The 26,949-nt window shown below is 67.9% G+C and carries 27 protein-coding genes; 14 read left to right on the forward strand and 13 right to left on the reverse strand.

Annotation, left to right across the window (positions count from 1 at the left end; translation table 11 throughout):
* The first annotated feature begins 16 nt into the window (after window positions 1-16).
* Entirely contained in the window at window positions 17-1,099 is a 1,083-nt protein-coding gene (locus ACUVYZ_RS05865) for a hypothetical protein (RefSeq protein ID WP_439933289.1), read from the forward strand.
* Window positions 1,100-1,107: 8 nt separating this feature from the next.
* On the opposite strand, the gene ACUVYZ_RS05870 is transcribed toward ACUVYZ_RS05865, so the two are convergent.
* From ACUVYZ_RS05870 to ACUVYZ_RS05920, 11 genes are all read right to left on the reverse strand, one after another.
* On the reverse strand, window positions 1,108-2,397 hold the full coding sequence (locus tag ACUVYZ_RS05870) for an O-acetylhomoserine aminocarboxypropyltransferase/cysteine synthase family protein (protein WP_439933288.1): 1,290 nt from the start codon (window positions 2,395-2,397) through the stop codon (window positions 1,108-1,110).
* Between the two features lie 2 nt (window positions 2,398-2,399).
* Entirely contained in the window at window positions 2,400-3,653 is a 1,254-nt protein-coding gene (murA, locus tag ACUVYZ_RS05875) for a UDP-N-acetylglucosamine 1-carboxyvinyltransferase (RefSeq protein ID WP_439933287.1), read from the reverse strand.
* A 13-nt stretch (window positions 3,654-3,666) separates the two neighbouring features.
* Complete coding sequence (locus tag ACUVYZ_RS05880; protein WP_439933286.1) at window positions 3,667-3,909, reverse strand: BolA family protein; 243 nt, start codon at window positions 3,907-3,909, stop codon at window positions 3,667-3,669.
* A 16-nt stretch (window positions 3,910-3,925) separates the two neighbouring features.
* On the reverse strand, window positions 3,926-4,690 hold the full coding sequence (locus ACUVYZ_RS05885) for an ABC transporter permease (protein WP_439933285.1): 765 nt from the start codon (window positions 4,688-4,690) through the stop codon (window positions 3,926-3,928).
* A complete protein-coding gene (locus ACUVYZ_RS05890) occupies window positions 4,683-5,582 on the reverse strand; it encodes an ABC transporter ATP-binding protein (protein WP_439933284.1) in 900 nt (299 codons plus the stop codon). The genes ACUVYZ_RS05885 and ACUVYZ_RS05890 overlap by 8 nt, the downstream gene beginning before the upstream one ends.
* A 32-nt stretch (window positions 5,583-5,614) precedes the next feature.
* Window positions 5,615-5,923 carry an STAS domain-containing protein gene (locus ACUVYZ_RS05895; protein ID WP_439933283.1) on the reverse strand — a complete coding sequence of 103 codons (309 nt, stop codon included), beginning with the start codon at window positions 5,921-5,923 and terminating at the stop codon, window positions 5,615-5,617.
* Between the two features lie 7 nt (window positions 5,924-5,930).
* Window positions 5,931-6,554: an MlaC/ttg2D family ABC transporter substrate-binding protein gene (locus ACUVYZ_RS05900; RefSeq protein ID WP_439933282.1), complete on the reverse strand. Its 624-nt coding sequence runs from the start codon at window positions 6,552-6,554 to the stop codon at window positions 5,931-5,933.
* Between the two features lie 30 nt (window positions 6,555-6,584).
* On the reverse strand, window positions 6,585-7,052 hold the full coding sequence (gene mlaD, locus ACUVYZ_RS05905; RefSeq protein ID WP_439933281.1) for an outer membrane lipid asymmetry maintenance protein MlaD: 468 nt from the start codon (window positions 7,050-7,052) through the stop codon (window positions 6,585-6,587).
* A gap of 3 nt (window positions 7,053-7,055) precedes the next feature.
* The gene (gene mlaE / locus ACUVYZ_RS05910) at window positions 7,056-7,850 is read right to left on the reverse strand and encodes a lipid asymmetry maintenance ABC transporter permease subunit MlaE (RefSeq protein WP_439933280.1); all 795 of its coding nucleotides are present in this window, start codon (window positions 7,848-7,850) and stop codon (window positions 7,056-7,058) included.
* On the reverse strand, window positions 7,847-8,653 hold the full coding sequence (locus tag ACUVYZ_RS05915) for an ABC transporter ATP-binding protein (RefSeq protein WP_439933279.1): 807 nt from the start codon (window positions 8,651-8,653) through the stop codon (window positions 7,847-7,849). Before ACUVYZ_RS05915 ends, mlaE begins: the two co-directional genes overlap by 4 nt.
* 169 nt (window positions 8,654-8,822) lie before the next feature.
* Window positions 8,823-9,311 (reverse strand): hypothetical protein, encoded by a 489-nt coding sequence (locus ACUVYZ_RS05920; RefSeq protein ID WP_439933278.1) that lies wholly within the window; start codon window positions 9,309-9,311, stop codon window positions 8,823-8,825.
* 46 nt (window positions 9,312-9,357) lie between these two features.
* Here ACUVYZ_RS05920 and ACUVYZ_RS05925 point away from each other — a divergent pair, with 46 nt between their 5' ends.
* Window positions 9,358-10,419, forward strand: a complete 1,062-nt coding sequence (locus tag ACUVYZ_RS05925) for an LLM class flavin-dependent oxidoreductase (protein ID WP_439933409.1) — start codon at window positions 9,358-9,360, stop codon at window positions 10,417-10,419.
* On the forward strand, window positions 10,416-11,327 hold the full coding sequence (locus tag ACUVYZ_RS05930) for an NAD-dependent epimerase/dehydratase family protein (protein WP_439933277.1): 912 nt from the start codon (window positions 10,416-10,418) through the stop codon (window positions 11,325-11,327). The genes ACUVYZ_RS05925 and ACUVYZ_RS05930 overlap by 4 nt, the downstream gene beginning before the upstream one ends.
* Here the strand turns inward: ACUVYZ_RS05930 and ACUVYZ_RS05935 are convergent.
* Entirely contained in the window at window positions 11,308-12,174 is an 867-nt protein-coding gene (locus ACUVYZ_RS05935; RefSeq protein ID WP_439933276.1) for a diiron oxygenase, read from the reverse strand. The two genes, ACUVYZ_RS05930 and ACUVYZ_RS05935, sit on opposite strands and share 20 nt — an antisense overlap.
* 43 nt (window positions 12,175-12,217) lie before the next feature.
* Entirely contained in the window at window positions 12,218-12,667 is a 450-nt protein-coding gene (locus ACUVYZ_RS05940; protein ID WP_439933275.1) for a hypothetical protein, read from the reverse strand.
* 486 nt (window positions 12,668-13,153) lie between these two features.
* Between ACUVYZ_RS05940 and ACUVYZ_RS05945 the strand changes: the two genes are divergently transcribed.
* The 11 genes from ACUVYZ_RS05945 (at window position 13,154) to ACUVYZ_RS05995 (ending at window position 26,928) form a co-directional block, all read left to right on the forward strand.
* Window positions 13,154-14,653, forward strand: a complete 1,500-nt coding sequence (locus tag ACUVYZ_RS05945; protein ID WP_446033042.1) for a sigma-54-dependent transcriptional regulator — start codon at window positions 13,154-13,156, stop codon at window positions 14,651-14,653.
* Window positions 14,654-14,684: 31 nt separating this feature from the next.
* A complete protein-coding gene (locus ACUVYZ_RS05950; RefSeq protein ID WP_439933273.1) occupies window positions 14,685-16,115 on the forward strand; it encodes an AAA family ATPase in 1,431 nt (476 codons plus the stop codon).
* 119 nt (window positions 16,116-16,234) lie between these two features.
* A complete protein-coding gene (gene mshL / locus ACUVYZ_RS05955; protein WP_439933272.1) occupies window positions 16,235-18,094 on the forward strand; it encodes a pilus (MSHA type) biogenesis protein MshL in 1,860 nt (619 codons plus the stop codon).
* Window positions 18,091-19,404, forward strand: a complete 1,314-nt coding sequence (locus ACUVYZ_RS05960; RefSeq protein ID WP_439933271.1) for a tetratricopeptide repeat protein — start codon at window positions 18,091-18,093, stop codon at window positions 19,402-19,404. The genes mshL and ACUVYZ_RS05960 overlap by 4 nt, the downstream gene beginning before the upstream one ends.
* Before the next feature lie 82 nt (window positions 19,405-19,486).
* A complete protein-coding gene (locus ACUVYZ_RS05965; RefSeq protein WP_439933270.1) occupies window positions 19,487-21,202 on the forward strand; it encodes a GspE/PulE family protein in 1,716 nt (571 codons plus the stop codon).
* 19 nt (window positions 21,203-21,221) lie between these two features.
* Window positions 21,222-22,424 carry a type II secretion system F family protein gene (locus ACUVYZ_RS05970; protein ID WP_439933269.1) on the forward strand — a complete coding sequence of 401 codons (1,203 nt, stop codon included), beginning with the start codon at window positions 21,222-21,224 and terminating at the stop codon, window positions 22,422-22,424.
* Window positions 22,424-24,007, forward strand: a complete 1,584-nt coding sequence (locus tag ACUVYZ_RS05975; protein ID WP_439933268.1) for a hypothetical protein — start codon at window positions 22,424-22,426, stop codon at window positions 24,005-24,007. Before ACUVYZ_RS05970 ends, ACUVYZ_RS05975 begins: the two co-directional genes overlap by 1 nt.
* On the forward strand, window positions 24,004-24,609 hold the full coding sequence (locus tag ACUVYZ_RS05980) for a hypothetical protein (protein ID WP_439933267.1): 606 nt from the start codon (window positions 24,004-24,006) through the stop codon (window positions 24,607-24,609). Before ACUVYZ_RS05975 ends, ACUVYZ_RS05980 begins: the two co-directional genes overlap by 4 nt.
* The gene (locus ACUVYZ_RS05985) at window positions 24,606-25,040 is read left to right on the forward strand and encodes a hypothetical protein (protein WP_439933266.1); all 435 of its coding nucleotides are present in this window, start codon (window positions 24,606-24,608) and stop codon (window positions 25,038-25,040) included. The genes ACUVYZ_RS05980 and ACUVYZ_RS05985 overlap by 4 nt, the downstream gene beginning before the upstream one ends.
* Window positions 25,037-26,134: a hypothetical protein gene (locus tag ACUVYZ_RS05990; RefSeq protein ID WP_439933265.1), complete on the forward strand. Its 1,098-nt coding sequence runs from the start codon at window positions 25,037-25,039 to the stop codon at window positions 26,132-26,134. Before ACUVYZ_RS05985 ends, ACUVYZ_RS05990 begins: the two co-directional genes overlap by 4 nt.
* Complete coding sequence (locus tag ACUVYZ_RS05995; protein ID WP_439933264.1) at window positions 26,131-26,928, forward strand: prepilin-type N-terminal cleavage/methylation domain-containing protein; 798 nt, start codon at window positions 26,131-26,133, stop codon at window positions 26,926-26,928. The genes ACUVYZ_RS05990 and ACUVYZ_RS05995 overlap by 4 nt, the downstream gene beginning before the upstream one ends.
* Window positions 26,929-26,949 lie beyond the last annotated feature (21 nt).

Here is a 26,949-nt window from a genome sequence, read left to right on the forward strand (position 1 = left end):
AATCCCGCTCGCCTCCATGCACCTGCTGGTCGACATCTCGCCCCACGGCTACGGGCATATCGCCCAGTGCGCCCCCGTGGTGAACGCCCTGGGGGAGCGCCTTCCCCGGTTGCGTGTGACGGTGCGCTCCGCGGCGCCCCGCCCGGTGCTAGCGTCCCATTTCCAAGGGGAGCTGCAAGTGCTGGCGCCGGGACCGGAGCCGGGACTTGTCATGGCCGATGCCATGACGGTGCTGCCCAGGGCTTCCTACGACACCTATCGGGCGCTTCATACCCGCTGGGACGCAGAGGTGGCGGAAGCTGCCCGGGCCCTCAAGACGCTCCGGGTCGACCTGGTGCTCTCGGCCGTGAGCTGCCTGCCGCTAGCCGCCGCGCGCCGGGCCGGCGTTCCGGCGGTGGGCATCGGTTCGTTCCATTGGGCCGCCATGTTCCAATCCTATTGCGGAACTTTCGAAGGGGCCGGGGAAATCGCTGCCCGGATGCTCGCCGCCTACCGGGATGCGACCCGCTTCATCGCGCTTACGCCGGGCATGCCCATGCCGGAGCTGGAGCCGATCCTGGTGGGACCCGTGGCCCGGCTGGGACGCAGCCGCTCGGCGGAAATCCGCGCCCGGCTCCACCTCGAAGGGACGACGCGCCTCGCCCTGGTAGCCCTGGGCGGAATTCCCGCCCTCTTGCCCCTGGACAGCCTTCCCCGTATCCCTGGCCTCCACTGGCTGACGCCAGGGGATGCGGCCCCCGAACGGGAGGATGCGACCCCATTCGACCGGCTGGACCTCCCTTTCGGCGACCTGATCGCCTCCTCCGACCTGGTGCTCACCAAGCCCGGTTACGGCACCTTCGTGGAAGCCGCCTGCGCCGGCGCCGCGGTGGTGACGCTGGCGCGGCCCGACTGGCCGGAGACGCCCCATCTCGTGGAGTGGCTACGGTCCCACGCCCGATGCGAAGTGCTGCCGCCCGAGGATCTCGCGTCACGGGAACTCCAGACCACGGTGGAGCGGCTGCTGGCGCTGCCCCGCCCGGCGGCAGCCCGCCCCACCGGCATTCAGGAGGCGGCGAGGGTGTTGCAGGAGCTATTGCCCATCCGTCGCGATGAGTAAGCTGCTCGCTAGCCCCGCTGGGACCGGGCGAGGGCCTGGTCGATGTCCCACAGGATGTCGTCCAGGTCCTCGATGCCCACGGAGATGCGGACCATGTCCGGAGTCACGCCGGCCTTGGCCTGCTCTTCCTCGGTGAGCTGGCGGTGGGTAGTGGAAGCGGGATGGATCACTAGAGTCTTGGCGTCGCCGATGTTGGCGAGGTGGGACATGAGCTGGGCCGCCTCGATGAACTTGACACCCGCCTCCATGCCGCCCTTCACGCCGAAAGCGAGTAACCCGCTTGTCCCCTTGGGCAGGTACTTCTTTGCCAGGGCGTGGTACTTGTCGCCGGGCAGCCCCGGATAGCTCACCCAGGAAACCAGCGGATGGTCCTGGAGGAACTGCGCCACCGCCAGGGCGTTAGCGCAGTGGCGCTCCATGCGCAGGTGCAGCGTTTCCAGCCCCTGCAGCAGCAGCCAGGCGTTCAAGGGCGAGAGCGCGGGTCCCAGGGTGCGCAAGGTCTCCATCCGCGCCCGCATGGCGAACCCGAAGTCGCCGAAGGTCTCATGGAAGATCACCCCGTGGTAGCCCTTGGACGGGGTCACCATCTCCGGAAACTTGCCGTTGCCCCACGGGAACTTGCCCGACTCGACCAGCACGCCCCCCATGGTGGTGCCGTGGCCGCCGATGTACTTGGTGGCCGAGTGCACTACGATGTCCGCGCCCCACTCGATGGGACGGCAGAGGTACGGAGTGGCCACCGTGTTGTCGACAACCAGAGGGATCCCCGCTTCGTGGGCGATTCCCGCGATGGCCTCGATGTCCGCCACGTTCATGAGGGGGTTGCCGACGGTCTCGGCGTAGAGGCAGCGGGTCTTCTCCGTGATGGCGCGGCGGAAGTTTTCCGGATCGTCCGGATCGACGAAGCGTACTTTGATGCCCAGCTTCTCGAAGTTGAAGCCGAACAGGGTGTAGGTGCCCCCGTACAAGGTGGAAGCGGACACGATCTCGTCGCCCGCGTTGCATAGGGTGAGGAGCGCGGTCATCTCCGCCGCCTGGCCGGTGGCCGTGGCCACCGCCGCGCGCCCGCTCTCCAGCGCCGCCATGCGCTCCTCGAACACGGCGGTGGTGGGGTTCATGATCCGCGTGTAGACGTTGCCGAAGGTCTGCAGGTTGAAGAGGGAGGCGGCATGGTCGGCGCTGTCAAACACGAAGGAGGTGGTCTGGTAGATGGGCACGGCACGGGCGCCGGTCGCGGGATCCGGGATGGCGCCGGCGTGCAGGCACAGGGTGCCGAAGCCGAATTTGCGCTCCGCCATGGTCAATTCACCCGCCGGATGCGTGCCCCGAGCTGGGTGAGCTTCTCCTCGATGCACTCGTAGCCACGGTCGATGTGGTAGATGCGGTCCACCACCGTCTCCCCCTCGGCCACCAGCCCCGCCAGCACCAGGCAGGCGGAGGCGCGCAGGTCCGTGGCCATCACGTTGGCCCCCGAGAGACGCGGCACGCCTCGCACCACCGCGGTATTGCCCTCCACCTCGATGTCGGCGCCCATGCGTTTGAGCTCCTGCACGTGCATGAAACGGTTTTCGAACACGGTTTCGGTGACCACCGCGGTGCCCTCGGCCACCGCGTTGAGCAGCATGAACTGGGCCTGCATGTCGGTGGGAAAGCCGGGATAGGGAGCCGTGCGCACGCTCACCGCCCGGAGCCTCCCGGGCATGGCGAGTTCGATCCAGTCCGCCCCCTGGTCGATTCGGGCCCCCGCCTCGGCAAACTTGGCGAGCACCGCGTCCAGGATGTCGCCGCGGGTTTCCCTGAGCCGCACGCGCCCGCCGGTGACCGCCGCCGCCGCCAGATAGGTGCCGGTCTCGATCCGGTCGGGCATGACCCGGTGACGGGCGCCGTGAAGCCTGGGCACCCCCTCGACGGTGATCACGTCCGAGCCCGCACCGGCGATGCGCGCACCCATGGCGTTCAGGCAACGGGCGAGATCTACCACTTCCGGTTCTCGGGCGGCATTTTCCAGTATCGTGACGCCCTCCGCCAGGGTCGCGGCCATCATTAGGTTCTCCGTCCCGGTCACCGTGACGAGATCCATGACGATTCGCGTTCCCCGAAGCCGAGCCGCCTTGGCCACGATGAAGCCGTGCTCGATGGCGATCTCCGCGCCCATCGCCTGCAGCCCCTTGATGTGCTGGTCCACCGGCCGCAGGCCGATGGCGCAGCCGCCAGGCAGGGACACCTCCGCGTAGCCCTTGCGGGCGAGCAAGGGGCCCAGCACCAGGATCGACGCGCGCATGGTTTTCACCAACTCGTAGGGCGCCACCAGGCGGGTGAGCTCCCGGGCGCAAAGCTCTACCCCAAGCTTCTCGTCCAGGGACACGGAGACCCCCATCTGGGCCAGCAGCCCCAGGGTAGTGGTCACGTCCCGCAGGTGGGGAATGTTCTCGACGAACAGGGGCTCTGGGGTGAGGAGCGAGGCGCACAGGATGGGGAGCGCGGCGTTCTTGGCCCCGGAGATCCGCACCTCCCCGGAGAGCGGCGCTCCCCCCTCGATCCTCAGCTTCTGCATGGGGGCTGGGCCGCTAGGGGCGCGCCTGCGCCCACTGCTCGGGCGTGTAGGTCTTCATGGACAGGGCGTGGATCTCCCCGCGCATGCGGCTGCCCAGCGCCCGGTAAACGAGCTGATGTTGCTGGACCATGGTCTTGCCCCGGAACTCGGGGCTCACCACGATCGCCTCGAAGTGCTGGCCGTCGCCCTCCACTTCCACGTAATCGCAAGCGAGGCCCTGTTCAATGATGCGCTTGATGTCTTCGGCGAATACCATGGTCGTTTCCCCGCCGCTACTGGCGCAGCTTATAGCCCATTTTGAGCAGCCAGAGCGCGCCCAATGATATCGCCAAAAAACACGCCCCCACAATCGCCAGGCTCACGGGGGGCGGGACGTCGGAGACGCCGAAAAAGCCGTAGCGGAACCCGTCGATCATGTAGAAGAACGGGTTCAAGTGGGAAACCGCCTGCCAGAAGCCCGGCAGGGAGTGCACCGAGTAGAACACCCCGGCGAGAAAGGTGAGGGGCATGATAATGAAGTTCTGGAAGGCGGCGAGCTGATCGAACTTCTCCGCCCAAATGCCGGCGACGAGCCCCAGGCTGCCGGCGATGGCGCTGCCCAGGACGGCGAAGGCGAGCACCCACGGGGCGTGGCGCACCGGTAGCGCGACGAAGGCTGCGGAGAGGAGCAACACCCCTAGTCCGACGATGAGCCCCCGAGCCATGGCCGCCAGCACGTAGGCGAGCAGCATGTCCCGGTGGGACAGGGGCGGCAGCAGCACGAACACGATGTTGCCGGTGATCTTGGACTGGATCAGGCTGGAGGAGCTGTTGGCGAAGGCGTTCTGCAGCACCGCCATCATGGCCAGGCCCGGCACCAGGAAAGCCGTGTACGGCACGCCGGGGAAGGCTTCCACGTGACTCTCCAGCACGTGGGAGAAGATGAGAAGATAAAGGAGCGTGGTGAGCAGGGGCGCGGCGACGGTCTGGAACGCCACCTTCCAGAAGCGCAGCCACTCCTTGTAGAACAGGGTCTTGAAGCCGATCCAGTTATTCACGGTTCATGATGCTCACGAAGACTTCTTCCAGGTCCGGCTGGGCCAGCTCCAGGTCCAGGATCTGGATCCGCGCTTCCCGCAGGGTGGCAAGCACCGTCTCCAGGCTGCCGTAGTCGGGAAGCGCCAGCACGAAGCGGCCCTGTTCTTCGCCGGCTAGCAGCGCATGGAGGCTCGCCGGAAGCTGATCCGGCGCAAGCTTGAGCTTGAGATAGCGGCCGGACACGGTGGAGAGCAGGTTGGCGGTGGTGTCCAGGGCCACGATGCGTCCCTGCTTGAGCATGGCGATGCGGGAGCACAAGGTCTCCGCTTCCTCCAGGTAGTGGGTGGTGAGCACGATAGTGTGGCCGTCCCGGTTGAGCCTGCGCACGAAGTTCCACAGCCCCTGGCGCAGCTCCACGTCCACCCCGGCGGTGGGCTCGTCCAGCACGATGACCGGGGGCTTGTGCACCAGGGCCTGGGCCACCAGGACCCGCCGCTTCATGCCGCCGGAGAGGGCCCGCATGTTGCGATCCGCCTTGTCCGCCAGGTCCAGGTGATGCATCACCTCGTCGATCCAGTCGTCGTTGCGGGCGAGGCCGTAGTAGCCCGACTGGATCCGCAGAGTCTCCCGCACGGTGAAAAAGGGATCGAACACCAGCTCCTGGGGCACCACCCCCAGAGCGCGCCGCGCGAGCCGGTAATCCGCCACCACGTCGAAGCCCATCACCCGGACGCTTCCCGAGGTGGCGCGGGTGAGGCCTGCAATGATGTTGATGAGGGTGGTCTTGCCGGCCCCGTTGGGGCCGAGGAGGGCGAAAAATTCCCCCTGCTCGACGGATAGGCTCACCCCGTCCAGGGCCTTGATCGCCCCGAAGGCCTTGTGAACCGCCCGCAAGTCGATGACGGCGCCCATTCCTTCTGGCCGAACTCGTGAAAGACCCGGATTTAAGCGTCGGAGCCGGGCAGGCCGAGGAGCCGGTCCACCCCGTACACCTGGGCGAGCCCTGTCACGCTCTTAGGCGGATGGAGGACGGCGAAGGCGAGCCCCCGGCGGCGGGCATCCCGCCACCAGTGGACGAGCAGGCTCACCGCGGCGGAGTCCGCCTCCGTGACTCGGGACAGGTCCACCCGCACCTCCCCGTCGTCCCGAGCCATCGCCTCGCGCCCCGCCGCGAAGAGGGCGGGGACGCTCGCGAAGGTGACCGGTCCCTCCACCAGGAGGGTTTCCCCTTCCCGTCGGACGCTGGCCTCCACGCCCGCCTCAGCCCCTCTTCGGCCCCTGTTGGGCCAGGCTCTGGTTCTTGTCCCGCAGGCTCTTGATCAGGCCGTCGATCCCGCCGCGGCGGATTTCCTCGGTGAAGGTGCCACGGTAGGTGGCCACCAGGCTCACGTTCTCGATGGCCACGTCGTAGACCTTCCAGCCGTTGGGCGTCTTGACCATGCTGTAGTCCACCGGAATCGGCGGGCGCCCGTCGGGATTGACGATCTCGGTACGCACGGTGACGTCGGTGGCGCCGGGCTCCATCCGGAAGGGCTTATAGGCGACGCTCTGGCCCTTGTAGGAGGTGAAGGCCGCGGTGTAGGTGCGCACCAGCAGCTCGCGGAACTCCCGAACGATCTGCTGCTGCTGCTCGGGCGTGGCTTCCCGCCAGTGCCGGCCCATGGCGAGCCGGGTCATGCGGGTGAAGTCGAAGTGGGGGAGCACCTTCTCCTCCACCAGGGCGAGCACTTTCTTGGGATCGCCGGCCTGCAATGCCTGGTCGGCGCGCACGATGGCGAGCACCTCGTCGGCCGTCTTCTTCACCAGCTCGTCGGGCGCCAGCTCCGCCCGCGCCGGGGCCGCCGCCAGCAGGCCCAGGGCCAGCACCAAATGGATCAATCGCATGTCTGCCTCCCGATCATGGGAAAACCGCGTTCATTGGGCGCCGCCTTCGGCGGCCCGGCCGTAGAGGAACTGGCCGATCAACTTTTCCAGGACCACGGCCGACTGGGTGAGCTTGATCGTGTCCCCGTCGGCGAGCATCTGCTCGTCGCCGCCGGCGTCCAGCCCGATGTACTGCTCCCCGAGCAGTCCCGAGGTGAGGATGGACGCCGTCGTATCCTTGGGGAACCGGTAGCGCTTGTCGATCGCCAGGGTGACCCGGGCCACGTAGCGTTCGTTGTCGAAGGTGATGCTCTCCACCCGTCCCACCAGCACGCCGGCGCTGCGCACCGGGGCCCGCACCTTCAGCCCCCCGATGTTGTCGAACTCGGCCACCACCCGGTAGGTGTCGCCGGCGAAGAAGGTGCTGGCGTTGCCCACCTTGAGCGCCAGGATCAGGAGCGCCCCGATGCCCGCCAGCACGAACAGCCCTACCCAAATGTCGATCGCGCGCCGTTCCACGATTCAGACTCCTCTGAACATGAAGGAGGTCAAGACGTAGTCCAGGCCCAGCACCGCCAGGGAGGAGGTGACCACCGTGCGGGTGGTGGCGCGGGCCACGCCCTCCGCCGTGGGCTCCGCGTCGAAACCCTCGAACACCGCGATGGCGGAGACCGCCGCGCCGAACACCAGGCTCTTGATCGCCCCGTTCAGCACGTCCTCGCGCAGGTCGACGCCTTCCTGCATCTGGGACCAGAACGCCCCGTCGTCCACCCCCAGGAACACCACGCCGATCAGGTAGCCGCCGAAGATGCCCACGGCGCTGAAGATGGCGGCGAGCAGCGGCATGGCGAGAAAACCGCCCCAGAACCGGGGCGCCACCACCCGCCCGACGGGATTCACCGCCATCATGTCCATGGCGGTGAGCTGCTCCGTAGCCTTCATCAGGCCGATCTCGGCGGTGATGGAGGTCCCCGCCCGGCCGGCGAAGAGCAGCGCCGTCACCACCGGCCCCAGCTCCCGCAGCAGGGACAGGGCCACCAGCACCCCCAGCCTCTCTTCGGAAGCGTAGTCGACCAGGGTGTCGAAGCCTTGCAGGCCCAGCACCATGCCGACGAACAGGCCCGAGACCACGACGATCACCAGGGACAGCACCCCCGCCGCGAACATTTCCTTGATCACCAGGCGGAAGCGCCGAAAAGAAGGCCCCGAATAGCGCAGGATCGCACCCACGAAGCGCGCCGCGTAACCGAGCCGCTTGACCCCCTGCGCCACCCGGGTGCCGAGGCCGGCCAGCGTGTCCAGAAGCCCGCCCGTCACGCCCCGCTCCCCATCAGGTCCCGGTCGTAGTCGGGGGCCGGGTAATGGAACGCCACGGGCCCGTCCTTCTTGGCGTGGATGAACTGGTCCACGTAGGGGTCGGAGGAGGCGCGGATTTCCTCGGGCGTGCCCTGGGCGATCACCCGCCCTTCCGACAGGAGATAGATGTAATCGACGATGTGCAGGGACTCCTGGATGTCGTGGGTCACCACCACGGAGGTGGCCCCCAGGGCATCGTTCAGGCGCCGGATCAGGTCGCCGATGATCCCCAGGGAGATCGGGTCGAGGCCGGTGAACGGCTCGTCGTACAAGATCAGCATGGGGTCCAGGGCGATCGCCCGGGCGAGGGCCACCCGCCGCGCCATGCCGCCGGAGAGCTCCGAGGGCATGAGGCTGCGCGCGCCCCTCAAGCCCACCGCGTGGAGCTTCATGAGCACCAGGTCCCGGATCATGGACTCGGGCAGGGCGGTGTGCTCCCTCAGGGGGAAAGCCACGTTTTCGAACACCGTCAAATCGGTGAACAGGGCGCCGAACTGGAACAACATGCCCATGCGCCGCCGCAGCCGGTACAGCTCCTCGGTGGACAGCCGGTGCACCGCCTGGCCGTTCACCCGCACTTCCCCCCGCTGGGGCTTCAACTGCCCGCCGATCAGGCGCAGCAGGGTGGTCTTGCCCGAGCCCGAGCCGCCCATGATCGCCACCACGCGCCCCCGGGGCAAGGAAAGGCTCAGGCCCCGGAAGATGGGCCGCCGATCGTAGCTGAAGGCGAGATCGCGGATCTCCACCACGTTTTCGGGCGCCATGGGCCAAGAACGTAAAAAAACCGAATTTTAGCCGTTGGACGGGGGGCGGGACAAACCCGCGAAGCCGGCCCCAAGAACGTCCTTTTCGCCCGTCATACCCTGGCTGGCGAGCCGCCGGACAGGTCCCAGGCCGCCATGGGCCTCGCCACACCGGCCGCTCCTTCGGGCCTCAGAGTCGCAGGAGCTCTAGCAGGGTCACCACCCGGTTCAAATACGCCGCGTCGGCGCGGCGGCCGATGAGGTAGAGCTCCCCCGGCTCCCGGGTGAGCGTCTGGATGCGCGCGGCGAGCTCCTTCAAGTCCTCGTCCGGAGTGAGCCACTCGAGCCGCGGGCCCCCTTCCGCCCGGGCTCCCTCCGGATACCACATCCCTAGTTTCGGCCCAAGGCAGGCGGCCCGGGCCCGGGCCTGCGGAGACGCGGAGCCCGACTCCAGGACGAAGCGAAAGCGCGCGAGCGTGTCCTCCCGCCAGCCGATCAGCTCCTCTTCGGTGGCGGCGATCCAGCGGCTCTCGGGCACCAGCACGCAGTCGAACCACTGGTTGTAGAAGGCGAGGCGCCACTCGGCCGGCAGGTCTTCGGGGTAGAAGGACCCGACCCAGTGGGGATGCTCCCAGCCGACGGCGCCCACGTGAACGCGATACGTTGGAGCGGCGTCCATGGACTGGCATTATAGGCCGCTACGCCTTCGAATCCCGCGGCTTTCCGTGCACTTCGATCTGTTCTACGAGCTGGCGGTCCCGCCCCAGCTCGCTCGCAGCGAGCTCGCCACCTACCAGGACGCGCTGGAGGAGATCGCCTTGGCGGACCGGCTGGGCTTCCGCTGCGCCTGGGTGGTGGAGCATCACTTCATGCCCCAATACTCCCATTGCTCCAAGCCGGAGCTGTTCCTCGCCGCCGCGGCTAGCCGCACCCGCAATCTTCGGCTCGGCTTCGGCGTGATCCCCCTCCCCCTGCACCACCCGGTGCACGTGGCCGAGCGGGTGGCCACCCTGGATCTGCTTTCCGGCGGCCGGGTGGAAGTGGGGGTGGGTCGGGGTTTCTCCCCCAAGGAGTTCGAGGTGTTCGGCGTTCCCATGGGGGAGAGCCGGGCGCGGGTAGAGGAAGCGCTGGCGATCCTGCGCCGCTCCTTCGAGCCCGTTCCCCTCACCTACCAGGGGACCTTCTGGCGGCTCGACGGCCTCGAACTGGTGCCCCGTGGGACTCAGACGCCCCACCCGCCCCTATGGACCGCGGCGGTGAGCCCCGACACCTTCGAGTGGGCGGCGCAGCGGGGGCTCGGGGTGCTGGCCGGCCCGTTCAAGCCCTGGTTCATGGTGCGCCACGATTTGGAACGCTACCGTCGGGCCTGGAACAGCCCGGCGCCTCCCCGGGCGGCCATGACGGTAGGGGTCCTGTGCCTGGAGGACGGGGAGCGGGCGCGGCGGCTCGCGGCGGAAGCCTTCACCTGGTTCTACCGGGCCCTGTATCGCACCACCCTCCCGGTCCTGGAAAGCCTGTATCCAGGCTACGAACACTTTCGCGAGCTGGGCCGCTTCCGGGCCCTCGCCCGCCTGGGCATCCACCTTCCGTTCCTGGAGCGGTTCGGCATGGTGGTGGTGGGCGACCCGGACGAGTGCGCGGAGCGGCTGCGGGCCTACGAGGCGGCGGGCGTCACCCACCTGCTCCTCGCCGTCGGGGCGGGGGCGGTGCCCACCGAGGTGGCGCAGGAATCCCTCGCCTGCCTCGCCACCCATGTGCTTCCTCGCTTCTCCCGGGCGACGCCATGAAGGTGGTGGTGACTGGGGCTGCGGGGCGCCTCGCCCGGGCGGTGCTGCCGGCCCTGTGCCGGCACGCCCGAGTGGAGGAAGTGCGGGGCATCGACTTGCGTCCCGCCCCCTTCGCCCATCCCAAGTTCCAAGGCCGCCGGGTGGACCTGGGCGCGCCCGGCCTGGATCGATGGCTCGCCGGGGTAGATGCCTTGGTGCACCTCGCCTTCGTGGTCCTGCGGGGCCGCACGGCCTTGTCCGCCATGGGTGCCGTCAACGTGGAGGGGACCCTGTCCCTGTTCGAGCGGGCCAGGAGCCTAGGCGTGAGGCGGCGGATTTTCCTCTCCAGCGCGGCGGTCTACGGCGCCGGCGAGGCCCTCGACGAAGCGGCGCCCTTCGCGCCGCTGCCCGGGTTTGCATACGCCTGCCATAAGGCGGAGGTAGAGCGGGCGCTCGAGGCTTGCGACCCGGAGGCGGTGCGGCTGCGCCCCCACGCCATCGTGGGGCCCCGCTGCCAACCCCTCCTCAAGGCCCTCCTCGCCCAGCCGTTCTACGTGCGCCTTCCCGAGCCCCAGCCCCGGCTCCAGTGCGTGCACGAAGAAGACGTGGCCCAGGCCGTGGTCGCGGGCCTGACGGGCGACGCCCGCGGGCCGTTCAACCTGGCCGGGGAAGGGAGTTTCTCCTTTCGCGACGCCGTTTGCGAGCGCCACCGCCGGGCGATCCCGTTGAGCCTCGCCGCCGCCCGGCGCCTCGTGGGTTGGGGCTGGCGTCTGACCGGGCTTTTCGGCGAGCCCGGCTGGGTGGAGGGACTTGCCCGCCCCTTGACCCTGGACTGCGCCCGGGCGCGCACTGAGCTGGCCTGGCGGCCTCGGTATGACTGCCGGGCGGCCCTGGAGGCGACCGTTCCCGTCAGCCCATGGACACGTTGAAGCCGTAGCCCTGGAGCAGTCGCACGGTGGGGCTGAGCAGGCGCCGGACGAATTCCCATCGATGGGGGTTCGAGCGGGCGAGGGCCAGCCAGCGGCGGCCTGGCGTCAAGCCCGCCGCCTCGTAGAGGGCGGGTTGGGGAAAGAACATGGCCTCTGCCATGATCCTGAGCAGGCGGCCCAGAACCCAGCCCATCCACCGGCGGCTCGCCGGCCCGAGTCCAGTTAGCCCCGCCTCGAGGGTCCGACGGGCGAAGGCCAGGTGGCGGGCCTCGTCCATCATGTGCATGAGGCAGATATCCCGCACCGCGGGGTTCACCGCCCCCTCGGGCTGCTGTCGCAAATAACGGTTCAGCTTGTCCGGCACGTCCTCGCCGATCAGCACGGCAAGCCAGAATAGGGGGCCGTCTACCGGGAGCCACTGGCCGAGCCACCCGGCGCTCGGTGGGAGGGGCTGGTACCCTCCCGGCAGGGCGAGCCCGCTTTTGTCCATAAGGGTGAGGAACATGAGGCTGTGGCCCGCCTCCTCCTGCAGTTCCCGCAGCAGGTACACGTGGTTCGCCAAAGGTAGGGGCCGCCGCAGCCGCCGGGCGAGCCGGGCCATGAACAAGCCTTCGAACCAGAGCCCGGCGCGGATGATGCCCAGGAATTCATACTGGGAAAGCCGCCGCTGGGCGGTCTCGTCCAGGGCATCGAAGGGGGCCAGGCCGTGGAGGGACAGGGCTTCCCGGGGGAGCCAGAAGTCTTCCAGGGAGAGGGCGTCCCATCGCACCCGGGCCACCGGGTCCCGATAGGGCTCGGCGGCGGCGCTCAGATGACGCACCAGGGAAAGGTCGGGCAACCAGCTCACGGTTGGGGGCGGATGGGAATGGCGGTTTCGAAGCAGGCGCCGATCATAGCACCGACGGGCCGCTTCTGGAGAAGGCTTCCCACAGACGGGCGAGTTGGCGGCCGGCGGGGGTGCCGGCCTTGCCTGCCGCCGTCACCGCCTGGACAAAACCCTCCAAAAACTCGGGCAGCGCCTTCACGATCAGCCGCTTGCGCAGCCGCCCGGCACTGGCGAGGGTCCACTCGGCGCGCCAACCGGAAGGCGACCGGGCGGAGCAGACCCGTACGCCCCAGGAAGGCGCTCCCGCCGTCCAGGCATGGGCCGCCACCACCAGCCGGTGCACCTCCCGAGCCTCCACTCCGACGGCAGGACCCACGTATTCCACCTGCAAGTCCCGGCAAAGACGTTCCAGCAGGGCGTCGAGCCGCGCCAGGGCTTCATCCAGGGCGGGGTCAACCCGAACGCGGGGGCTCCGCGCCTCCAGGGCCAGGTGCACCAGGAAATCGTGGGTCATGGCGGAGAGCGGCTCAAGTCGGGGATTTCACACGGGGCTCGGGAGGATGGAGGTCCCGAACAACCCGGCGGTGCAAGGGGTACTCAAGCGTTTTGACCCTGACCCGATAACCTTGTCCATCGCGGCTTCCATTTCTGGGGCGTCTTCATGAAATATCCGGGTTAAGATAGCCTGTCTACAGTCGCCTTAGGGAGGTAGCGGGCAAATGGACGCGCAAGAAGTGTCCAACGAACCTGCGCCCGCATCACGACCCGACCCGCCTTGCCGGCACGTGCGCCGGGCACTCTCGCTGCCCGTCGTACCGGCGGGATGCTTCCATCCTATCCGAGGCGTGGATAGCTTCTCAACCTTTCCTGTGGTCCCGGCCCATGGGAATCCCCCGTTCGCGGCGGCGAGCGCCCAGGTAGCCGGGGGAAGCAAGCGGGACGGGGCTCAAGGTTGACAGGCCGTACCCGCCCAACGGACCGTACCCGTATACTTATGCGCATGAGTCCCCCCAACCGCCGCCAACCGGCCACCGGCGTCATCGGCGTCCCAGGCCAGCCGGACGGGAAGCCCGTCCTGCTGGTGGTGGACGATGACAACCTCATCACCGACACCCTGGCCTTCGTCCTAGGACGGGACTTCGAGGTGCACGTGGCCGAGACCCGGCCCCATGCCATCAGCCTGGTGCGGCAACTGGATCCGCCCCCCGATCTCGCCCTGGTGGACCTGGGGCTGCCCCCCATCCCCCACCAGCCGGACGAGGGCTTCCGCCTGATCTCGGAGCTCCTCGCCCATTCCGAGCAGATGAAGATCCTGGTGCTCTCGGGGCAGAACGACGAGGCCAACGCCCGGCATGCCCGGGCCCTCGGCGCGGTGGACTTCATCGCCAAGCCGTGCGAGCCCGAGGACATCAAGGCCCACCTGATGGCGGCGCTCAACGCCCGGGCCCGGGAGCTGAAGCGGGAAGAGGAAACCCTGCCCGGGGAATACGGCATCATCGGCTCGAGCGAGCCGATCCAGAAAATGCGAGAGCAGATCCGCCAGTACGCGCGGGCCCCGTTCCCGGTGCTGATCGAGGGGGAATCGGGCAGCGGCAAGGAGATGGTGGCGGCGGCGTTGCACAAGCTCTCCGCCAACCCGAGCGCCCCTTATCTCGCCCTCAATTGCGCCGCCATCTCCCCCAACCTGGTGGAGCCCACCCTGTTCGGCTACGCCAAGGGCTCGTTCACCGGCGCGACCGGCGCCAAGTCCGGCTACTTCGAGGACGCGAGCGGCGGCACCCTGTTCCTGGACGAGATCGGGGAGCTGCCGTTAGACCTACAGCCCAAGCTGCTGCGGGTGCTGGAGAACGGCGAGTTCCAGCGGGTCGGCGAGACCCAGACGCGCAAGAGCAGCGCCCGGGTAATCGCCGCCACCAACCGGGACCTGCGCCAGGAGGTGCGCTCGGGCCGCTTCCGCGCCGACCTCTACCACCGGCTTTCCGTCTTCACCATCCAGGTGCCGCCCCTGCGGGAACTCGACGGCGATAAGCTCCTGCTGCTGGAGCATTTCCGCCGCTTCTACTCCGACCAGGGGGACGCCCAGCCCTTCGAGCTGGCCCCGGACGCCTTGGAGCTGTGGAAACGCTATGCCTTTCCTGGCAACGTGCGGGAGCTACGCAACATCGTCATCCGCCTGGTCACCAAGTACGCCGGACGCCAGGTGGACGCCCGCCAGCTCGAGGCGGAGCTAGACGTGAACCTGCCCGCCGCCTCCCCCGACGAAGCCATGCTGCAGCGGGATCCGGAGGCCTTGCTGGCCCTCGCCACCCGCCAACTCCAGCGGGAGCGGGAATTCAGCCTGGACCAGACCCTGAAGCTCTGGGAGCAGAGCTACATCCGGGCCGCTCTCCAGCTCACCCACGGAAACGTGAGCCAGGCGGCGAAGCTCCTGGGGATCAACCGCACCACCCTCTACAGCCGCATGGAGGCGCGGGGCGAGTCGAGCGACAAGAACGCCTGAGCCGCGCAATCGTGCATTCAAGTCGCCTCGCGTGTATTTAGATCACTTCGGGCTCAGCGAGCCGCCCTTCAGCATCACCCCCCTCACCGATTTCTTCTACGCTGGCGCCCGCCGGGGCACGACGCTGGAGGCGCTCATTTACGCCCTTACCCACGTGGAGGGCATTGTCAAGGTGGTGGGCGAAGTGGGCAGCGGAAAGACCATGCTATGCCGGGTGCTGATGGAGCGGCTGCCGCCGGAGGTGGAAACGGTCTACCTGGGCCACCCCGCCTTGAGCCCGGACGAGCTCCTGTACGCCGTGGCCGACGAGCTGGGCCTCCATCTCGCGGGCGAGCGCCAGACCCAGGCCCTCAAGGCCCTTTCCCAGGCCCTCATCGACAAGCACGCCGCGGGCAAGTACGTGGTGGTGCTGGTGGACGAGGCCCACGCCATGTCCCCGGAGACGCTGGAAGCGCTGCGGCTGCTCGCCAACCTGGAGACGGGCCGCCACAAGCTCCTGCGCCTCGTGCTGTTCGGCCAGCCGGAGCTGGACGCCCTCCTGGCCCGGCCGGAGATGCGCCAGCTCCGGGACCGCATCACCCACAGCTTCCAGATGCCGCCCCTGGACGGACCCGCCGTGGGCGAATACCTCATGTTTCGCCTGCGGGCGGCCGGCTACCGGGGACCGGACCTCTTCAGCCCGGCGGCCGTGCGGGCAATCGCCCGGGCGTCCCAGGGTCTCACCCGGCGGATCAACGTCCTCGCCGACAAGGCGTTGCTTGCGGCCTTCGTGGAGGACTCCCATCGGATCGAGCCCCGCCACGTGAAAATGGCCATCCGGGATTCGGCGCTGGCGCCTCGGCGCCGCCCGCCCGTTACCGCCCTGACCCTCTCCGTCCTGGCGGTGGGGTTCGCAGCGGGCGTCGGCTGGCTCTACCAAGGCCAACCCCTTCCCGGCGCCGATCCGATAGAAGCGCCCCAGGCGGTAGCTTCCCCCACGACCCAACAATCCCCCTCCGCCCCAGGAGGGCCGCCTTCGCGCCAAGGAGAATCGCCTTCCGCTCCGACGGAGCCCGCCCCCGGGCGGGTCCAGGATGCCCGACCGGAGTCGCCGGCTTCCGGGGCCTCCTTTTCAGAGCTTGCCCTCGAAGGATACGCCCTGCTGGGTCAACGGGTGGCGGCGGCGCGGGAGCTCCTGGAAACCCGTCCCGGGGAAAGCTACAGCGTGCAGCTTTTCCTGACCAACGACATCCGGCCGGCGCGCATGGAACGGTTCTTGCAGCGAGCCCGGCAGCTCATTGACCTGGACAGGATCTACGTGTACCCCACCCGCACCGGCGGCCAGCCCAACTTCACCGTCATGTACGGCAGCTTCGACTCCCGGGAGGAAGGCCTGGCGGCCCTGGACCGGCTGCCGCCCGGCTATCGGAGCGAGTTCGCGCCCATCGTGCGCCGGCTGGAAGAAGTCAAGGCCATGCGGTGAAGAATCGGAGGGCGACAACGTGATAAACCACTTCAGATAATCCTTAATATTGGTTTGAATAAAAAAGATTTTCATGCTAGGCTGAAAATCGCATTCATGGGCTTCAGGGAGAAAAGGGGGTGAGGCGTTGCGGGCAGTGTTGCTTCGGGCTCGCGCCTAGGGCGAGCCGGTTCCCGGCGGCGGGGCTCCTGGCCGTAGGCCTTGTCCTGGTCATGGCGGGCTGCGGTACCCAGCCCAGCAAACCCTCCCCGACGGCCCACGTCACCGCCGCCACGGTCCCCCCCAGAACCGGCACCCTGCCCCCGCCGGTCACCCAGGCTCCCCCGGTGCCGGCGCCCAGACCGTCCCCGAAGCCGGAGACCTTCAGCGTCTCCGTAGTGAACGTCCCGGTGCAGGAGCTGCTCTTCGCCCTGGCCCGGGACGCGCGGCTCAATATCGACGTGCATCCTAGCATCCAGGGCACGGTCACCCTGAACGCCATCCAGCAGACCCTGCCCCAGATCCTGGAGCGGATCGCCAAGCAGGTGGACATGCGCTACGAGGTGCAGGACTCCACCCTGGTGGTCATGCCCGACACCCCTTTCCTGCGCAACTACAAGGTCGATTACGTGAACATGGCCCGGGACGCCACCGCCACCGTGGCCATCGCCACCCAGATCCAGGGGGGCGCGGCCGCCACCGGCACGACCGGCACGGGCCCCGTGGGCGGACTGGGCCAAGGCAACATCTCCAACACCTCCCTCAACAACACGGCCAAGAACCGCTTCTGGGAGACCCTGGTGCAGAACGTGAAGGACCTGCTGCGGGAGACCGACAAGCTACTGCCGGAAGGCTCCTACGAAACCGCGGTGGAACAGGGCAGCGTCCAGTCCACCACCGGCACCGGGGCACCGCCCCCCACCACCCGCGGCAGCCGGGAGCCGGGGATTTATTCCAGCCCCAACCCCGCCGCGGTGCAGAGCGAAGGCACCACGGTGATCCGCCGCGCCACGTTCCGCGAGGCGGCCTCCGTCATCGCCAACCCGGAGACCGGGGTCCTTTCCATCCGCGCCACCGCCCGCCAGCACGAGAAGATCCAGGAGTTCCTGGACCAGGTAATGGCAAGCGCCCGGCGGCAGGTGCTGATCGAGGCCACGGTGGTGGAAGTGAACCTGTCGGACAACTACCAGCAGGGCATCGACTGGCGCGCCTTCGTCAAGGCGGGGGGCCAATGGACGCTCCAGCAGCAGACTCTCTCCACCCTGCCGAGTGCGATCGGCTCGACCCTCTTCACCGGCACCTATTCGGGCAGCGACGACTTCTCGGCCACCCTGAAGCTGCTGGAGTCCTTCGGCACGGTGAAGGTGCTCTCCAGCCCCAAGCTGTCGGTCATCAACAACCAGACGGCGCTGCTCAAGGTGGTGGAGAACCGGGTCTATTTCACCGTGAAGGCGGATACGGTCACCACCGCCAACGTGGGCACCGTCACCACCTTCACCACCACGCCCAACACGGTGTCGGTGGGCTTCGTGATGAGCGTCACCCCCCAGATCTCGGCAGCCGACACGGTCACCCTCAACGTGCGCCCCACGGTCTCCCGCATCACCGGGTTCGTCAACGATCCCAATCCGAGCCTCCTGATTCCCAACCGGATCCCGGAGATCCAGACCCGGGAGATGGAGTCGGTGATCCGGGTCGCCAGCGGCGACGTGGCGGTCATGGGCGGGCTCATGCAGGACGGCATCGAGAACAAGGACGACACGGTGCCCGGCCTGGCCCAGATTCCCTTGCTGGGGGAGATCTTCACCGCCCGCAACGACACCCGGACCAAGACCGAGCTGGTGGTGTTCCTGCGGCCCACCGTGATCCGCAACGCCAGCCTGGACGGGGACTACGCCCATTTGCGGCCCCTGCTGCCCGGGGACAACTTCCTGGACTCGCCGCGCTTCGACAATTTCTTCGGTTCGGGGCGGGCGCGGCTGCCCCTGATTGAGCCATGAGCCTGCTCCTGGACGCCCTCAAGCGGGCCGAACTGGAAAAGCGGAAAAATGACGGCCCTGCGTCCGCCCCGCAAGGGGGCGCGGGGACCGCCGGCGCCGGGGACCCGGGCGGGGGGAAGTCCCCTTCCCCGGCCTCGCCCGCTCCCCGGCTGGAGCTTAGCCTGGAGGAACCGCCCCCACGGACGGGACCGCTCCCCGGCGCCGGCGGAGCCGTCCTGCCCGGCGCGGGAGCGGCCGAGCGGGCCGGCGCCGAGCGGTTGTTCGAAGCCAAGGCCCTTCCGGGCGCCTCCAAAGCCTGGCTGCTGGGGTTCGCCGCCATCGCCCTGGCCTCCGCCCTGGGGGGAGGGCTATACATCTGGCGGGAGATGTCCCGGCCGCCCCTCCTCGCCGCCGCACCGGCGAGCGACCCGCCGCCCGCCCGGATAGCCCCCGCAGCGGTTCCTCCCTCCCAAGCGCCCGTCGCGCAGACGCCCGCGACCGCCCCCACCGACCGGAACCCGGTGCCGGAAAGGAGCCCGGCCGGCCCCGAATCCGCCGCTCCGCGTCTAGCGCCGCCGCCCGAGCCTAGGGACGCGCCGAGTAAGCCTTCTTCCAACCCGCCCCCACCGGGCAAAGCCGAAGGCCAGGCGGCGCTTAAGCCTCCGCCGGCCCGGGCCGCCGGGCCTGGGGTGGAAAGCGAGCCGGCCGCCGCCGATCCCCGCATCCGCATCGAGCGCGCCTCCGCCCCGTCCGAAGTGGACCCGGCCCTCGCCCAAGCGTACCAGGCCCTCCAGGCGGGAGACTTGAGCGCCGCGGAAGGGCACTATCGGTCGCTCCTGGTCAGGGAACGGCGCAACCGGGACGCCCTTCTGGGACTCGCGGCCATCGCCGTGAAGCGGGGCGATCCCGACGCGGCCCGGCGCTATTACCGCCAGGCGCTCGCCCTGGACCCCCGGGATCCCCTGGCCACGGCAGGGCTCGCGGCGCTGGACGGGCCGGCCCTGGATCCCGCCGCCCTGGAAAGTCGGCTGAAGATCCTGCTGGCGGGACAGCCTGAGGCCGCCGCCCTTCATTTCGCCCTGGGCAACCTCTACGCTGCCCAGTCCCGTTGGAGCGAAGCCCAGCAGGCCTATTTCCAGGCGTTTAAGCTGGAACCCGGTAACGCCGATTACGCCTATAACCTGGCCGTCAGCCTGGACCACTTGAACGAGGCGGCGCTGGCGGGACAATACTACCAACGCGCCCTGGCTCTGGTCGGGAGCAGCGTGGCCGCCTTCGATCCCTCTCGGGTGGAGGCGCGGCTCCGAGAACTCGGGAAGTCGAAAGAATAGACCTCGCCCCCGCCCGGGATCCGGACGGGGCGGCGGGCTTCCCACCCTCGCAAAAGGCACGGTTTTTGCGAACTTTTCTGGCATGTCCGCCCTGGAACAAACCCTGAGCCAACGCCCCCTCGGCCAGCTTCTGGTGGAGAAGGGCGTCATCAGCGAAGACCAGCTTCGCATCGCCCTCCAGGAACAAAACAAGAACCACCTGCCCCTGGGGCGGCTGATGGTGGCCCTCGGCTTCCTCTCGGAAGCCACCATCCGGGACGTGCTGTCGGAGAGCCTGGGGCAGGAGAGCGTCGACCTCGCCAAGGTGATCGTCGACGCCCAGGCGATCAAGCTGATCCCCAAAGAGGTGGCCCGGCGCTACGCGATCCTGCCCATCGCCGTGGACCACAACCGGCGCCAGCTCACCATCGCCATCGCCGACCCGGACAACATCATCGCCCTGGACCAGGTGCGTGCCCTGGTCAAGGAGGACTACCGCATCCAGCAGCTTCTCGCCGCCGAATCCGACATCCTGCGGGCGATCGACCAGTACTACGGCTTCGAGCTCTCCATCGACGGCATCCTGCACGAGATCGAGCCCGGCGAGATGGACTACCAGACCCCGCTCGTCGGAGTCAACGAGTTCAGCCAGCCGGTGGTGCGCCTGATCGACGCCCTGCTCTCGGACGCCGTGCAGCGGGGCGCCTCCGACATCCACTTCGAGCCGGAGCACAGTTTCCTTCGCATCCGCTACCGCATCGACGGGGTGTTGCGCCAGGTGAGAAGCCTGCACAAGTCCTACTGGCCGGCCATGGTGGTGCGGCTCAAGGTGATGAGCGGCATGAACATCGCCGAGACGCGGGCGCCCCAGGACGGCCATATTTCCCTGAGGCTGTCGGGCCGGTTGATCGATTTCCGCGTCGCCTCCCACCCTACCACCTACGGCGAGAACATGGTGTTGCGGGTGCTGGACCGGCAGAAGGGCATCGTGCCGCTGGACATGCTGGGCCTGCACGAACAGGCCCTGGCCACCTTGAAGATCATGATCGCCCGCCCCGAGGGCATCATCTTGGTGACCGGCCCCACCGGCAGCGGCAAGACCACGACCCTCTATTCCATCCTCAACCACATCAACACCGACGGGGTCAACATCATGACCCTGGAGGATCCGGTGGAATACCCCATGCCCCTCATTCGCCAGACCTCGGTCAACGAGACGGCCAAGCTCGACTTCGCCAGCGGCATTCGCTCCATGCTGCGCCAGGACCCGGACGTGATCCTGGTGGGCGAGATCCGCGACCATCCCACTGCGGAGATGGCCTTCCGCGCCGCCATGACCGGCCACCAGGTGTACTCCACCCTGCACACCAACTCCGCCATCGGCGTCGTGCCGCGCCTGCTGGACATCGGCATACTGCCCGACATCATGGCGGGCAACATCATCGGAGTCATCGCCCAGCGGCTGGTGCGGGTGCTGTGCCATCACTGCAAGAAACCCCACCGGCCGGGCGAGCTGGAGCGGCGCCTGCTCGGTTTCGAGCGCGACGAGGCGCCGCCCACCATCTACCGGGCAGCGGGCTGCGAGCTGTGCGACCACCAGGGCTACAGCGGCCGCATCGCGGTGATGGAGCTGCTCAAGATGGACGAGGATCTGGACGAGCTGGTGGCGCGCCGGGCCACGGCCCGGGAGATCCGCACCATGGCTCTCACCAAGGGATTCCGCCCCTTGGCCGAGGATGCGATCCAGCGGGTGCTGGAGGGCGTGACCTCTCTAGACGAGGTGCTGCGGGTGATCGACCTCACCAACCGGCTCGCGTAAAACCCGCGTTAAAACCGCCATGGCCCTCTACCAGTACGTCGCCGTCGATCCCGTCGGCAAACGCGTCCGCGGCATGCAGGACGCCGCCAACCCGGTGGATCTGGAGCTGCGGCTCAAGCGCGGGGGGCTCGACCTCATCTCCGCACGGCCGGCCCGGGCGAACCAGCTCGCCCTCGGGCGCCGGGTGCGGCGCCAGGAGCTCATCACCTTCTTCTTCAACCTGGAGAGCCTCACCCGGGCCGGTGTGCCTCTGCTGGAGAGCCTGGCCGACCTGCGCGACACGATGAACGACCCGGCGTTTCGCCAGATCATCGCCAACATGATCGAGGGCGTGGAGGGAGGACAGCGCCTGTCCCAGGCCATGGCCCCGTATCCCCGGGTGTTCGAGCCGGTCCACGTGAGCCTGGTGCGCGCGGGCGAGCAGAGCGGCCGGCTCTCCGAGGTGTTCGGCCATATCACCGAAAGCCTCAAGTGGCAGGACGAGCTGGCCGCCCAGACCAGGCAGGTCATGCTCTACCCGGCCATGGTCTTGGCGGTGGTGCTCGCCGTGTTCCTGTTTCTGATGATGTACCTGGTGCCCCAGCTTGCCGGCTTCATGCAAAACATCGGCCAGGCAATCCCGCCCCAGACCAGGCTCCTGATCGCGTTATCGAACGCCGTCGTGGGCTATTGGTACCTCATCGCCGGACTGCTGGCGGGGGCGGCCGCCGGGATCTGGCTGGGCGGGCGCTTCATGCCCGGTCTGGAGAGCCGCATCGACCGCTTGAAGCTCAGGCTCTGGGTCGTGGGGCCGATCCTGCACAAGATCATCCTGGCCCGCTTCGCCAACACCTTCGCCATGATGTATGCCTCGGGCATCTCGATCCTGGAGTGCATCGCCGCCGCCCGGGACATCGCCGGCAACCGGGTGGTGGCGGCGAGCCTGGAGCAGGTCGGCCGGCGCATCGAAGAAGGCAAGAACCTGACCCAGAGCTTCGCCGAGGTGGGCCTCTTTCCGCCCCTGGTACTGCGCATGCTGCGGGTGGGCGAGGCGACTGGCGCTTTGGACAAGGCGCTGCTCAACGTCACCTACTTCTACGACCGGGACGTGCGCGAATCGGTGAAACGGATCCAGACCATGATCGGCCCCCTCCTCACCCTGGTGCTGGGAGCGCTCTTGGGCTGGGTCATGTTCTCGGTGCTCATGCCCGTGTACGACGTCATCAGCAGGACCCGGTTCTGATGGCCGAGCCCGCCCTGCTGTTCCTCACCGCTGAGCGCCTCACCGCCTACCGCTGGCATGGGGGCCATGTTTCCCTGGAGGGGGCCTTCACCGCCGACGAAGCGGGCCGGCGGGCGTTTGCCGCCTACGCGGCCGAAGTGGCCCAGCGCCGCCGCACGGCGTGGATGCTCGCCGACCTGGTGGAAGAGGATTTTCGCTTCGAAACCGTCCCCCACCTGATCGGCCCGGAGCGCTCGACGCTGCTCGCGCGCAAGCTGGAGCAGTTCTACCGCTCCACGCCCTTCCGCCACGCCGAGATCCGGGAGCGGATGCGGGAGGGCCGGCGCGATGACCGGGTGTTGTTTTCCGCCCTGACCAATCCGGGGTGGATCGCGCTTTGGGTCGAGCTCCTGGTCCATTACGAGATCCCCCTGCGGGGCCTGTACTCGGTGCCCCTCCTGAGCCGGCACATCGCCCGGCTGATTTCCGGCCACGACCTGCTGCTCATCACCTGGGAGCGGGACGCCGGCGTACGCCAGACCTATTTCAAGAACGGTCACGTGAGCTTCTCCCGCTTGAGTCCCCTGGCCACGGGCCCTCACGCCGACGCAGGCCTGCAACCGGCGGTCGGCGCCCAGTTCACCGCCACGGTGATCCACGAGGCCGCCCGCACCGTCCAGTACCTGCAGAGCTTGAGCCTTCTGCCCTCCGAGCGGCCGATGCAGGTCGCCATCGTGTGCTCGCGGGAGGACCGGGAAGCGCTGGCGGCGCGGCTCCAGGACTCGCCCCGGGTGCGCTACGCGTACCTGGACATCGGGGAACTCGCCGCGCGGCTGGGTTACCGCGACTCCCTGCCCGATTCGGACGCCACCGGCCTGCTGCTGCACGCGCTGGTGAAGAGCCGTCCCCCCAACCAGTACGCCCCCGCCCAGCACACCCATTATCACACCCTGGGGGAAGCGCGCCGGCTCGCCCGGGCGGCGGTGCTGGCCACCGGGCTGGGGCTCCTGCTCTGGGCGGGTCTGGACGTGTGGCAAGGGATGAATTTCTCCCGCCGCGCCGAGCAATTGACGAGGGAGCTGCAAAGCCTGGAGCGCCAGCACCAGGCCATCCGCGCGACCTTTCCGCCCACTCCCCGGTCGGCCTCGGAAATGCGCCGGGTGGTGCTGGCGACCCGGGCCCTGGCCCAATCCTCCCCTTCGCCGGCGGAAGCGCTCTCCGGCATCGGCCAGGTCCTCGAAGCCTTCCCCGGGCTGCGCCTCACCCAGCTTTCCTGGCAAATCACGACCCATCCAGAGAGCATCGAGAAAAGCGCGCCCGGGAGGCCTCGGGCTGCTTCTCCTCAGCCGGCCAGTCCCGGCCCCACCCTCTACCGGGTTGTGCTGCTGCAAGGGGAAGTGCACCCGTTCCGGCACAACTACCGGGAGGCGCTGGAACAAGTGGAAGCCCTCGCCGCCGAGCTCACCCGGCGGGGATTCAGCGTGGAGCGGCTCGAACTGCCCCTCGATCTCCGCCCCCAGGCGAGCCTCGCGGGGCAATCGGACGCGCCCGAGGCCGAGCAGCGCGCCGCTTTCGCCCTCAAGATCGTGCGGGCGGCGACATGAGACTCACGCGCCAGGACTGGCCTCTTCTGCGCGGCACCGTGTTCTTCGCCGCCGCGGTCCTCGCCCTCGCCCTCGTGGCCATCGGCGCCGCCCATGAGTTCAAGGCCCGGATGCAGCGAACCCACGCCGCCCTGCAATCCCAGGTGGCCCAGGCCCACGCCCAGCTCGCCCGGGTCCAGGAGGAGCGCAAAAACCTGGACGAGTATTACGAGGAATACCAGCGCCTCGTCGCTCGGGGAGTGATCGGCGAAGAGCAGCGGCTCGACTGGATCGAAGCCATCGACCGGCTGCGCGGGCGGCAGCGCCTCTTCGGCGCCCGCTACGCCATCTCGCCCCAGCGCCCCTATCAGCCGGACATTCCGTTGCCGGGCGGCCCGATCGACCTGCTGGCCTCGGACATGAGGCTGCAACTCTCCCTTTTGCACGAGGGAGAACTCGCCCGCTTTTTCGAAGCATTGCGCGAGGAAGCCAAGGGCCTGTTCCTCCTGCGGGGCTGCCAGGTCAGGCGTGCGGCGGCCGCAGCCCCCTCGCGTTTCGGTCCCCAACTGGAAGCCGACTGCCAGCTCACCTGGATTTCCTTGAAGGACCGCCCCCAGCCATGACTCGCTTCCTACAACCGGCGCTCTTTCTCGTCCTGGGCGGGCTTGCCGCCGCCGCCTGGGCCGCCGATCCTCTGGGACGGCTGTTCTTCACCCCGGAGGAGCGGGAGCAACTGGAACGGCAGCGGGTGAGGCCCTCGGCCGAGGCCGCGCCGTCGCTCTCCGGCGTCACCGTCAACGGGCTGGTGCAGCGCTCGGACGGGAAAGCGGTCGTGTGGGTGAACGGGGTTCCCCGGCCGGCTTCGGCGCCCGCGGCGGAGGACGGCCTCGCCGCCCGGCCCCTGGACGCGGCGACCGTGGTGGTGACCACGCCCGAGGGCAAGGTGCAGGTGAAGGTGGGGGAGACGGTATGGCTCGCCCCCGGCGAGGGCAGGGAGCGCGGGAGAGAAACGTCCCCGCCCGGCGCCGGCGCGTCCCCGGAGGCCGCCCGGTGACCGCCACAACGCTCGGCCATGCCCGCGGCATGCGGGGCGCTCCCGTCACGTCCGGTCGCCAGCGCGGCCAGGTGCTGCTCCTCATGCTTCTCGTGCTCATCACGGGCGCCGCTTACCTGCTGGTGCAATCGCTCAACGCCGGCTCGATCGCCACCGAGCGGGACCGCATTACTCAACAGGCGCTGGCGCAGGCGAAGGAGGCGTTGATCGGCCGCGCTCTGGTCGATAACAATCGGCCGGGCAGCCTGCCCTGCCCTGACCTGGATGACGACGGCTCGGCGGAAATACTTTCAGGCAATGAATGCCCAAGTTACATTGGGCGCCTGCCTTGGCGCACATTACGCTTGCCTGACTTGAGAGATGGGTCTGGAGAGCGCCTTTGGTATTCTTTATCCAGAAATTTTAGGGATGATGATTCAATTGTCATCAATTCCTATAGCCCTGGAGACCTCTCTATCGTCGGGACCAGTCCCCAATCAGATGTCGTGGCGGTTGTATTCGCTCCTGGCACGCCGTTGCAACGGGAGGATGCCAGCACAATCCAGACTCGCGGATGTATCGTTGGCACCGATTGTGACGACGCTGGTATTTGCACCGCTAGCCCAGCATCCAGTACGCCCAAATGCAATTCGAAGAATTACCTGGATGTCGTGAATGCGGTGGAGGACAACGCCGACGGTGATGCCATCTTCGTTGCGGCCCACCCCAGCGCTTCCTTCAACGACAGGCTGCTGGCCATCGGCCACGACGAGCTGTTCGTGGCGGCCAACAAACGAATCGCCGGAGAAATCCGCGGCACTGCAACGCCTGCCAGCGGCGTACAAGGCTATTACGAGCAGCAGAGCCCTAAGCATTATCCCTGGGCGAGTAACGGGACGGGTTACCAGATCCCCGGCGAGAAGACCGGCTCGGTACCATACGAGGAGTTACCTTTCAACCCCACCATAAAAGAAGTTCTCAAAGACAACGGGTGGTTCGACCCGAGCATTACGGTTTACACGGTGGCCCCTGACCGATCCAGCGCAACCATTACGATTCAGAATCCCTTCGTCAGCGTCTGCCTCGAGAACGGGAATGTCGTCCAGTGCCCATGAGAATCGTAAACAAAGGGGCCAACCCTAAACCTGGAGTAAACGGCATCACGATTCGGCATGCCGCAGGTTTTACTCTGGTGGAGCTGGCGGTGGTTCTCCTCATTCTAGGATTGCTCTTGGGCGGCCTTCTGGCGCCCATCAGCGCCCAGCTCGAACAGCAATCGATCAAGGACACTCAGCGTAAGTTAGATGAAATCAAAGAGGCTTTAATCGGCTTCTCCCTGGCGAACGGACGGCTGCCGTGTCCGGCGGACGGGGCGACTCCGAGCGGCAGCTCGGGAAGTGGCGAAGAAAGCTACAACTCAACGACGGGCCAGTGCAACATCACGACCGACGGCGTCGTGCCGTGGGCCACGTTGGCACTTCCTGAGACGGATGCCTGGGGGCGACGCTTCACCTACCGCGTCCGCCAGGATTGGGCCGATCAGGTCAATCCCGCCGCCTCCGCCACGGCGGATTGTACGGAGGTGGCCGCCAACGCCTCTTTTGCCTTGTGCTCAGAGGGCAACATCACTGTCAAGGATGGCAGCGGACCCTCGGGAAAAAACGTGGCGACGAACGTTCCCGCTCTCATCGCCTCCCACGGAAAAAACGGCTACGGCGCCTACCTGCCCAACGGCACTCGCCTTCCTTTGAGTGGGGACAGCGACGAACAGGAAAACACAGACAACGATGCGACCTTCGTGAGCCGCTCGCCGGGCAAATATCCTGACGACCCTTACGACGACCAGGTCGTCTGGATCTCCCCGTCCATTCTCAAAAACCGCATGGTCCAAGCCGGCAAGCTGCCCTGACCCGCGAGGACTCGGGGCCTC

This window comes from Pelomicrobium sp. P1, assembly GCF_052805615.1.